We start from the raw sequence: 9,479 nt of genomic DNA on the forward strand, positions 1-9,479 counted from the left end.
AGCCCGGCCTGTTCGACACCGCGGGCAATCTGCCGGGCCATTTCGTTGGTCGAACCGCTGCGGCTGTAGTACAGAACCAGGATGTACGGCGCACTCATGGCAACAATTCCAGGATCTGCTCCGGTGGGCGGCCGATGATGGCTTTGTCACCGACTTCGAGAATYGGTCGCTCCATCAGTTTCGGGTGGGCGGCGATAGCGGCGATCAATTGTGCTTCGCTCAGGCTGTTGTCAGCCAGGTTGAGGGTCTTGTACTCGTCCTCGCCGGTGCGTAGTAATTGCCGGGCGCCGATCCCGAGTTTGCCCAGCAGGCTCTGGATTTGCGCGGCGTCCAGCGGAGTGTCCAGGTAACGGACCACGGTGGGCGTCAGGCCACGGGCTTCAAGCAATTCGAGCGCACCGCGGGATTTCGAGCAGCGCGGGTTGTGATAAAGCGTCAGATCGGTCATGAGCGGGTCGCATCTTGCGTAAGGTGGCGGCTATTCTAACTGTGTGGCGCGCAATCCAGAACCGTGAGAGGCGATGGGTCGCAAGCGCATTCAATTTTTGACAAGGAACACGACATGACAAGGCGACTGGCAGCGGCATTGGCGATCATCGGAACGTTGATGCTGGGGGGCTGCGGGAATGACTATGGCATCGACCAGGACGGTCATAAAATCGCCGCCGACCGACTGGACGGCAAATGGCTGGTACTCAACTACTGGGCAGAATGGTGTGGGCCTTGCCGTACCGAGATCCCGGAGTTGAACACCCTGGCCGAGCAGCTCAAGGACAAGAAAATCGGTGTGTTCGGGGTCAACTTCGACAACGTCCAGGGGCAAGAGCTGAAGGGCGCGAGCGAGAAGCTGGGGATCAAGTTCACGGTGCTGGCCCAGGACCCGACCRAGCTGTTCGAGCTGCCGCGCAGTGAGGCGTTGCCGGTGACGTACATCATCGATAACAAGGGCAAGGTGCGTGAGCAGTTGATGGGCGAACAGACGGCGGCGGGGGTGATGGCGAAGCTTGAGGCGTTGCAGGCGAAAAATTAAAGCAAAAAGATCGCAGCCTGCGGCAGCTCCTACAGGGTGTTCGACAATCCATGCAGGAGCTGCCGCAGGCTGCGATCTTTCAGGGGATCAACCCTCCTCAAGCCACCAACGCAGTGGCTTGCCTTCGGCTGGCCAGAAGCGCATCTGCTCGATCGGGGAGACGTCCCAGCGCTGGACGTTTTCCAGGGCCTGAAGGAAGCGTTTTTCCTGTTCCATCAGCGCCGGTGCACACAGTTTGCGGGTGCTGCCGATTTTGCCGAAGGTCAGTTTGTCGCCATCGAGGGTGTACGGTGCGAACCAGTGGTTACAGCCGCCATTGCCATAGGCCCGGCCGTCTTCAGCGAAGGTGATGGTCAGGTGGCTGTAGTCCATCAACGGCCGCTCACCGATCCATTCCAGAATGTAGCTGCGGTTTTGTTGCAACTGCACCGGCTCGGCGGCGCAGCCCAGCAGGCTGGCTCCGGCCATCGCGCTCAGAGCGAGGCGTTTCATCACGCAGGCTCCTGGCATTTTGGGCACAGGTGTTTCTCGCCAACGGTGGTCCAGCCCAGCTCGGCAATCCGCACGGTGGCGGCAGGCTTTTCGGCCTTGTTGCCCAGTTTGGCATCGACGGCGAACTCGAAGCTCAGCTCTTTGGCGCAGCTGTCACAGTTCACTTGCCAGGTGTGGATGGCCAGTTCGCCGAATACCGGGCCACTGGCCACCGCGACCCATTGACCGGGCGGGTTGATCAGGTGGCGAACCGTTTCGACGGTCAGTCGCATGGACAAGTCCTTGGCACCCTTGAGGGTCACGACCAGCACGTCGTTGTTGCGAATCGAGCCACCGTTGCCGGTGACCTGATAGCGCCCCGGCACCAGGGCGCGGCATTCGGTGAGGGTGTGTTGCGGGTTCATCAGGCTGTAGCGGAAATCGTGTTCGACCATGGGTCCTCCAAATATGCGCGATATGCTATCACGGGCTTGCACACCGCATCGCGCAGGCAGATGACCTTCGATCCGTTTCAGTCTCCCGTCACCTGGTTTTCCGGGGTGCCCGCCGTCCAGGCTGCAATGTTACGCAATGTGGTGGTGGCAATCGCGTCCAGCGCTTCGCGGGTCAGAAAGGCCTGGTGCGCGGTGACGATCACGTTGGGGAAGGTCAGCAACCGTGCCAGCACATCATCTTGCAACGGCAGGTCGGAGCGGTCCTCGAAGAACAACTGCGCCTCTTCCTCATACACATCCAGCCCCAGGTAACCCAGGCGACCGTCTTTCAATGCATCGATCAGCGCCGGCGTGTCCACCAGGCCGCCACGCCCGGTATTGATCAGCATCGCACCCGGTTGCATGTGCGCCAGGGATTGGCGATTGATCAAGTGCCTGCTCTGCTCGTTGAGCGGGCAGTGCAGGCTGATGATCTGCGACTCGGCCAGCAGTTGCGGCAGGCTCAGGTAGCGCGCGCCGAGGGCTTCGACCTGCGGGTTGGGGTAGGGGTCACAGGCCAGTAACCGGCAGCCAAATCCGCTCATGATTTTGGCGAAGGTGGCACCGATCTGCCCGGTGCCGACCACCCCGACGGTCTTGCCCACCAGGTCGAAACCGGTCAGCCCCTGCAGTCTGAAATCCCCTTCGCGGGTGCGGTTATAGGCGCGAGGCAAGCGGCGGTTGAGTGCGAGGATCAGCGCCACCGCATGTTCGGCCACCGCGTGGGGCGAATAGGCCGGGACGCGCACGATGGCCAGTCCCAGACGCTTTGCCGTCGGCAAGTCGACGTGGTTGTAACCGGCCGAGCGCAGGGCGATCAGGCGTGTACCACCGGCGGCCAGGCGTTCGAGCACCGCCGCGCCGAGGTCATCATTGATGAACGCACAGACCGCTTCATACCCTTGGGCGAGCGCCACTGTGTCGAGGCTCAGGCGCGCCGGCTGAAATTGCAGCTCGATGCCGGCCGGTTGTTCGGCAGCGAGAAAACTGTCGCGGTCGTAGTTCTGGCTGCTGAAAAGAATCGTACGCATGATGTCCTCCCTGTCCCGTTTCTGTAGGAACTGAGCTTACGCTGATGTTCGATTGACGCAGTTGCGCTGCATCAAGCATTCATGCGCGCCTGGGCCGCCAGGCGATTGATCGCCCGCTCGAGCTCCTCCAGTGCCACGCTGGCATTCGGGTCCTGTTGCTTGAGCAGGGTTTCGCTGCGTTGGCAGGCCGCACGCAATTGCGGTACGCCGCAGTAACGCGTCGCGCCATGCAGGCGATGGACCCGTTCGATCAGGGCGTTGTGGTCGTTGCTTTGCTGAGCGAGGCGGATGGCTTCGCGGTCGGCCTCCAGGGACGCCAGCAGCATCGCCAGCATGTCCGCCGCCAGATCAGCCTTGCCGGCGGCCAGGCGCAATCCTTCGTCGTGGTCGAGTACCAACAGGTCGTGGGCGCCAGCATGCCCATCGCCGGAGCGCTCCGGGCGGTGATTGCGCAGCGCCAGGCCGCTCCATTTCAGCACCACCTGCGCCAATTGCCGTTCGCTGATCGGTTTGGTCAGGTAGTCGTCCATGCCGCTTTGCAGCATCGCGCGTTTTTCGTTGGCCAKGGCATGGGCGGTGAGGGCCACGATCGGCAGCGGCGTGCAATGGCGTTCGCTTTCCCATTGGCGGATCGCCTCGGTGCTCTGGCGGCCGTCCATGCCGGGCATCTGCACGTCCATCAACACCAGATCGAATGTCTCGTTCTGCACCGCCTTGATGGCGGCAAAACCGCTTTCCACGGCGAGCACATTGGCGCCCATGTCTTCGAGCAGGGTCTGCACCAGCATCAGGTTGGCCGGATTGTCGTCGACGCAAAGCACCTTCGGTGCACGGCTGGACAGCGGTTCGCCCGGCTCGCTGCGCATCGGGCGCGGGTTGACCAGATCAGACAGGGAGCGTCGCAACTTGCGGGTACAGGCCGGTTTCGCCTGGAGCTGGCTGTGGGGGTTGGGCACGGAAAGATGGAACAGCGTCTGTTCCGTGGTCGGGCACAGCACCARCACTYTGCAGCCAAGRTGYTCGAGGTCCCAGATGTGCTGGTTGAGGCGYTCCGGCGGCATGTCGTTGCTGGTGATGCCGAGCACYGCMARGYCGATYGCCTGATCGGTCTGGTGRGCGSCGGTSACGCCATTGGYCAGGCTTTCCAGGGTGTTGAACGGTGTGGTGTTGAGGCCGCAGTCTTCCAGTTGATGCTGCAACGCCTGCCGGGCCAGTTCGTGGTTTTCCAGCACCGCCACCCGGCGCCCGAGAAGCGGCGCGGCGGGCAGGTCTTCGGCATCGTCGCGGGCTTTGGGCAGGCTCAGGCTGATCCAGAATTCCGACCCTTCCCCCGGCGTGCTGTCGACGCCGATCTCACCGCCCATCTGTTCGATCAGGCGTTTGGAAATCACCAGACCCAGGCCAGTGCCGCCGGGTTGCCGCGACAGCGAGTTGTCGGCCTGACTGAAGGCCTGGAACAGGGCGCGTACGTCCTRGTTCGACAGGCCGATGCCGGTGTCCTGAATGCTGATGCGCAGCTGCACGGTGTCTTCGTGTTCTTCTTCGAGCATGGCGCGGGCGACGACGGTGCCTTCGCGGGTGAACTTGATCGCATTGCTCACCAGGTTCGTCAGGATCTGCTTGAGCCGCAGCGGGTCGCCCACCAGTGACAGCGGCGTGTCCCGATACACCAGGCTCACCAGTTCCAGCTGCTTGGCGTGGGCGGCCGGGGCGAGGATGGTCAGGGTGTCCTGGAGCAGGTCGCGCAGGTTGAACGGAATATGGTCGAGCACCAGCTTGCCAGCTTCGATTTTCGAGAAGTCGAGAATCTCGTTGATGATCCCCAGCAGGCTATCGGCGGATTTTTCGATAGTGCCCAGGTAGTCGAGCTGGCGTGGGGTGAGCTCGCTTTTTTGCAACAGGTGGGTGAAGCCGAGAATGCCATTGAGCGGCGTGCGGATTTCATGGCTCATGTTGGCCAGGAATTCGGACTTGATCCGGCTCGCTTCCAGGGCCTCCTTGCGCGCCAGATCCAGCTCGATGTTCTGGATCTCGATGGTTTCCAGGTTCTGGCGCACGTCTTCGGTGGCCTGGTCGATGCTGTGCTGCAATTCTTCCTGGGCATTTTGCAGGGTGCCGGCCATGCGGTTGATGCCGGAAGCCAGTTCATCCAGTTCCTGGCTACCGAGGGGCGGCAAGCGGGTCTCCAGGTGGCCGTCCTTGAGTTGGGCCACGGCCTGCTTGATCTGGCTCAACGGCCGATTGATCGTGTGACCCATGCGCAGGGCCAGCAGTGCCGCACCGATCAGTCCCGTAGCGATCAACATCAGGCTGGCGAACAGGCTGCGGTAACCGCGCAACAGCATGCCGTTATGGGACAGTTCGAGCTCGACCCAGCCCAGCAGGCGGTCGGCTTCTTCAGGAATCACGTCCCCGGCCAGGTTACGGTGTTTACCGAATACCGGCAGCAGATAGCGGGTCGCATCGCTGCCGCTGCTGCGCAGCATTTGCGTGCCACTGCCAGAGGGTGTCTGATTGAGCATGGACGGGCCGGCGTGGGCCAGCAACGTGCGGTCGGGAGCCAGGAAGGTCACGGCCCGTACGTCGGTTTGTTCCAGGGCCTGGGTGGCGATGCGTTCGAGCAGTTCGTTGTCCTGATGGCCCATGGCTGGCGCCGTCAGTGGAGCCAACTGCTCGGCGATCATTTCGCCACGCTGCATGAGTTGGGTTTGCAGGTCAGCCTGTTGCATCCAGGTAAAATAACCCCCCAGCACCAATGCCATCAGGCTGGTCGGCAACAGGGTCAGCAACAGCACGCGGCCTTTGATTCCCAGTTTCTTGAGCACGCATCTCTCCTGCATCCCGCTATTTATCGGCCCGTACATGCATCCGCCATGCACCACTTGCGCAGTGTAGCGATTTGCTCGCGGGCAATCTTCGTAAAAATGGTGCAGTCATTCGTCGGCCCGGGCGACTCTTTGGCGATACGGACAAACCGTGGGTTGCCCCTGGCGAGGCAATCTTGAATAATCGCTCAACTGAGAATTGTTTGCAGATAGTCATGACTCCCATCACTGCTGGTCTCCCCCGAATCCTGTCCATCGAAGACGACCTTGTGCTCGGCGCCTATGTTCACGAGCACCTGGACCGCAGCGGCTTCCAGGTGACCTGGTGCCAGAACGGCCAGGAAGGCCTGGACATTGCCCGCCGGCAACCTTTCGACGTGGTGTTGATGGATATCCTGCTGCCGGGCATGGACGGCCTGGCGGTACTGACTCAATTGCGCCAGAGCCATTCCACCCMGGTGTTGCTGATGTCGGCCCTCGGTGCCGAGGCCGATCGCATCAGCGGCTTTCGCCTGGGGGCCGATGATTACCTGCCAAAGCCCTTCAGCATGGTGGAGTTGCGGGTGCGCATCGAAGCCATTCTGCGGCGGGTGGCACTCGACCGCCGCCCCGCGCCCGCCGTGCCGGCCCTGTCGATGGACAGCCTGCGTTTCGACGATGAAAGCTTCGACGTCTTTTACGGCGAACAGGCCGGTGGCCTGACCCGCAGCGAGTATCGGCTGCTGGAGACGCTGCACCGTAGCGCCGACGAAGTACTGAGCAAAGCCTTCCTCTATCAGCAGGTGCTGCAGCGTGGTTACGCGGCCCATGACCGCAGCCTGGACATGCACATCAGCCAGATCCGCCGCAAGCTCAAGGCCATTGGCTACACCGAGCGCGAAGTGCGTACGGTATGGGGCAAGGGTTACATCCTGAGCGCCGCCGATGAAATGTAACTTGCCGGGCAGGCATTCGTTGTTCTGGAAACTGGCTTGTCTGCTGGTGGCGTTCTGCTTGCTGATGATCTGGCTCAGTTGGTCCTGGGGACGCTACATGGAGGAACGCAATCAGTTCCTCTCGGATGAAGCCCGGGGCACCCTGACGCACTATGCCGCGCAGGCCGAGCAAGCATGGCGACAGCGCAAGAGCGCCGGCGTCGATGAATGGTTGCAGGACATCCAGTTGCATGAAGCCAGTTGGGTGGGTGTGATCGGCGGTGATTTGCAGTCGTTGAGCAGTCAAGCGCTGACGGACCGGGAAATCGAGCACCTGACTTTTTTGCGCGGCCTCGATTGGCCCATCCACAAGAAAGGCCGGCCGTGGATGCGCATACCGTTTCCCGGCGACCCGTCCGCCGGCAGCCTGGTGATCGAGCTGCCTGAACGCTTTCTGCCTGGGCAATACCGGTTGTTCTGGCGGGTGATCACCAACGGCGTGATTCCGGGGTTGTTCACCTTGCTGCTGTGCGTCGGGCTCTACCGTTTGCTGGTGGTGCCGCTCAACCACTTGCGTGAGCAGGCCAACGCCTGGCGTGCCGACCAACTGAATGTGCGCCTATCGAGCCGCACCACCAATCGTTCCGATGAATTGGGTGAGCTGGGGCGGGCGTTCGACCATATGTCCGAACGCCTGCAAAGCACCGTGGCCTTGCAGCAGCAACTGCTGCGCGACTTGTCCCACGAATTGCGTACGCCTTTGAGCCGCCTGMGGGTGGCCAGTGAAAGCGAGCAGGGGCTGGAGCCATTGCGCGAACGCATCGGCCGTGAGGTCGATGGCATGCAGCGTCTGGTGGATGACACGCTGCAACTGGCCTGGCTCGATACCGAGCGCACCCGATTGCCCGACGAAGCCATTCAGATCCAGGCCCTGTGGGAAATGCTCACGGAGAACGCCAGCTATGAAAGTGGCTGGCCCGATACGCAGTTGCAATGCACGGTGGATGCATCCTGTTGGGTTCGCGGTCATCTCAACACCCTGGCCCAGGCATTGGAAAATATTCTGCGCAATGCGATTCGTCATTCGCCAGCGGGAGGCATTGTCCAGCTGGGTGGCCAGCGTGATGGCGATTTCTGGCACCTGTGGCTGGAGGATCAGGGCGATGGTGTGGCGCAAGCTGATCTGGAGCGGATCTTCCTGCCGTTCACCCGACTCGACGGTTCGCGGCCAGGGGATGGTGGATTCGGACTGGGCTTGAGCATTGCCCGGAACGCGGTGCAGCGTCAGGGCGGACAGCTGTGGGCGCAGAACACCGGGAGCGGGTTGCGCTTGAATATGCGGTTGTTGGCGGATGATGGCGGTGTCCGTGACGACGCCATCGCGAGCAGGCTCGCTCCTACATTGACCGTGTTTGAACCGCGAAACGTGTGATCACCCCGGTACCCTGTGGGAGCGGGCTTGCCCGCGATGAGGTCCTGATGTTCACCGCAAAATATCTGCTTATTCCCATAAACCATAAGCACCACACTTTGCGTGATATGGCCTGCGAACGTTTGCCGGTATGATAGACGCCCCCGCAGTCTGGATTGCGAATACGCCATGACCTTGCAGTACCCAACCATCGCCGATTGCGTCGGCAACACTCCGCTGGTTCGTTTGCAGCGCCTGCCCGGCGCCACCAGCAATACCCTTTTGCTCAAGCTCGAAGGGAACAACCCGGCGGGATCGGTCAAGGACCGTCCGGCGCTGTCGATGATCACCCGCGCCGAACTGCGCGGGCAGATCCATCCTGGCGATACGCTGATCGAAGCGACGTCGGGCAACACCGGGATCGCCCTGGCCATGGCCGCCGCGATCAAGGGTTACAGGATGATCCTGATCATGCCGGACAACTCCAGCGCCGAGCGCAAGGCAGCCATGACGGCCTATGGCGCCGAGCTGATTCTGGTCAGCCAGGAACAGGGCATGGAAGGCGCCCGTGACCTCGCGCAGAAGATGGAAGCCGAGGGTCGCGGCAAGGTACTGGATCAGTTCGCCAACGGTGACAATCCCGAGGCGCACTACACCACCACTGGCCCKGAAATCTGGCGCCAGACCCAGGGCACCATCACCCATTTCGTCAGTTCCATGGGCACCACCGGCACCATCATGGGCGTGTCGCGCTACTTGAAAGAGCAGAACGACAACGTGCAGATCATCGGCCTGCAACCGATGGAAGGTTCGGCGATCCCGGGTATCCGCCGCTGGCCTCAGGAATACCTGCCGAAGATCTACCAGGCTGACCGCGTTGACCGGATCGTCGACATGGCCCAAAGCGAAGCCGAAGACGTGACCCGTCGCCTGGCCCGCGAAGAAGGCATTTTCTGTGGCGTGTCCTCGGGCGGCGCCGTGGCGGCAATGCTGCGCCTGTCCAGAGAAGTTGAAAACGCGGTGATCGTCGCGATCATCTGCGACCGCGGCGACCGTTACTTGTCGACCGGCATTTTCGACGCGCCCAACTGATGGCCAAACATGAAAGAGGCCTGCGCTTCCAGCCCACCGGCGGCAGCAAGGCCCCGCAAATCCCGACCGGCAAAAAGCAGCGCCTGACCATCGAGCGCCTGGCCAATGACGGTCGCGGCATCGCGTTTTTCGAAGGTCGTACCTGGTTCGTCATCGGTGCGTTGGCCGGCGAAGAAGTCGAGGCTCGCTTACTCGGTTCCCACGGCATAGT

Annotated in this window: 10 protein-coding genes and 1 pseudogene; 5 read left to right on the forward strand and 6 right to left on the reverse strand. The window is 61.9% G+C overall.

Annotated features, from left to right (window positions below):
- Window positions 1–98: pseudogene (locus tag ACXRVY_RS10285) on the reverse strand (NAD(P)H:quinone oxidoreductase); the annotation flags it as partial.
- The gene (gene arsC / locus ACXRVY_RS10290) at window positions 95–448 is read right to left on the reverse strand and encodes an arsenate reductase (glutaredoxin) (protein ID WP_223459726.1); all 354 of its coding nucleotides are present in this window, start codon (window positions 446–448) and stop codon (window positions 95–97) included. The pseudogene ACXRVY_RS10285 and the gene arsC, both read right to left, overlap by 4 nt.
- Before the next feature lie 114 nt (window positions 449–562).
- Between arsC and ACXRVY_RS10295 the strand changes: the two genes are divergently transcribed.
- Window positions 563–1,030: a TlpA disulfide reductase family protein gene (locus tag ACXRVY_RS10295; protein ID WP_458237342.1), complete on the forward strand. Its 468-nt coding sequence runs from the start codon at window positions 563–565 to the stop codon at window positions 1,028–1,030.
- A gap of 87 nt (window positions 1,031–1,117) precedes the next feature.
- Here the strand turns inward: ACXRVY_RS10295 and ACXRVY_RS10300 are convergent, their stop codons facing one another.
- The 4 genes from ACXRVY_RS10300 to ACXRVY_RS10315 form a co-directional block, all read right to left on the reverse strand.
- Window positions 1,118–1,522 carry an META domain-containing protein gene (locus tag ACXRVY_RS10300; protein WP_223459722.1) on the reverse strand — a complete coding sequence of 135 codons (405 nt, stop codon included), beginning with the start codon at window positions 1,520–1,522 and terminating at the stop codon, window positions 1,118–1,120.
- On the reverse strand, window positions 1,522–1,956 hold the full coding sequence (locus ACXRVY_RS10305) for a hypothetical protein (protein WP_223459719.1): 435 nt from the start codon (window positions 1,954–1,956) through the stop codon (window positions 1,522–1,524). The genes ACXRVY_RS10300 and ACXRVY_RS10305 overlap by 1 nt, the downstream gene beginning before the upstream one ends.
- Before the next feature lie 77 nt (window positions 1,957–2,033).
- Complete coding sequence (locus ACXRVY_RS10310) at window positions 2,034–3,026, reverse strand: 2-hydroxyacid dehydrogenase (RefSeq protein WP_223459716.1); 993 nt, start codon at window positions 3,024–3,026, stop codon at window positions 2,034–2,036.
- Between the two features lie 71 nt (window positions 3,027–3,097).
- The gene (locus ACXRVY_RS10315) at window positions 3,098–5,851 is read right to left on the reverse strand and encodes a response regulator (RefSeq protein ID WP_458237343.1); all 2,754 of its coding nucleotides are present in this window, start codon (window positions 5,849–5,851) and stop codon (window positions 3,098–3,100) included.
- 215 nt (window positions 5,852–6,066) lie between these two features.
- On the opposite strand from ACXRVY_RS10315, the gene ACXRVY_RS10320 reads away from it, so the two are divergent.
- The 4 genes from ACXRVY_RS10320 to ACXRVY_RS10335 all read left to right on the forward strand — a co-directional run.
- Entirely contained in the window at window positions 6,067–6,786 is a 720-nt protein-coding gene (locus ACXRVY_RS10320; RefSeq protein WP_458237344.1) for a response regulator transcription factor, read from the forward strand.
- Window positions 6,776–8,197, forward strand: a complete 1,422-nt coding sequence (locus tag ACXRVY_RS10325; protein WP_223459709.1) for a sensor histidine kinase — start codon at window positions 6,776–6,778, stop codon at window positions 8,195–8,197. The genes ACXRVY_RS10320 and ACXRVY_RS10325 overlap by 11 nt, the downstream gene beginning before the upstream one ends.
- A gap of 168 nt (window positions 8,198–8,365) precedes the next feature.
- Entirely contained in the window at window positions 8,366–9,268 is a 903-nt protein-coding gene (gene cysM / locus ACXRVY_RS10330; RefSeq protein WP_108215288.1) for a cysteine synthase CysM, read from the forward strand.
- Window positions 9,268–9,479: TRAM domain-containing protein (locus ACXRVY_RS10335; RefSeq protein ID WP_458237345.1), on the forward strand; the 212-nt coding region annotated here is incomplete at its 3' end. The genes cysM and ACXRVY_RS10335, both read left to right, overlap by 1 nt.

It is taken from the genome of Pseudomonas sp. P5_A2_2, from assembly GCF_054177685.1.

What these genes read in the sequence shown, in the direction of transcription:
- ACXRVY_RS10300 (WP_223459722.1), bottom strand. Translation starts at nt 1,522, where the DNA reads ATGAAACGCCTCGCTCTGAGCGCGATGGCCGGAGCCAGCCTGCTGGGC.
- ACXRVY_RS10305 (WP_223459719.1), bottom strand. Translation starts at nt 1,956, where the DNA reads ATGGTCGAACACGATTTCCGCTACAGCCTGATGAACCCGCAACACACC.
- ACXRVY_RS10310 (WP_223459716.1), bottom strand. Translation starts at nt 3,026, where the DNA reads ATGCGTACGATTCTTTTCAGCAGCCAGAACTACGACCGCGACAGTTTT.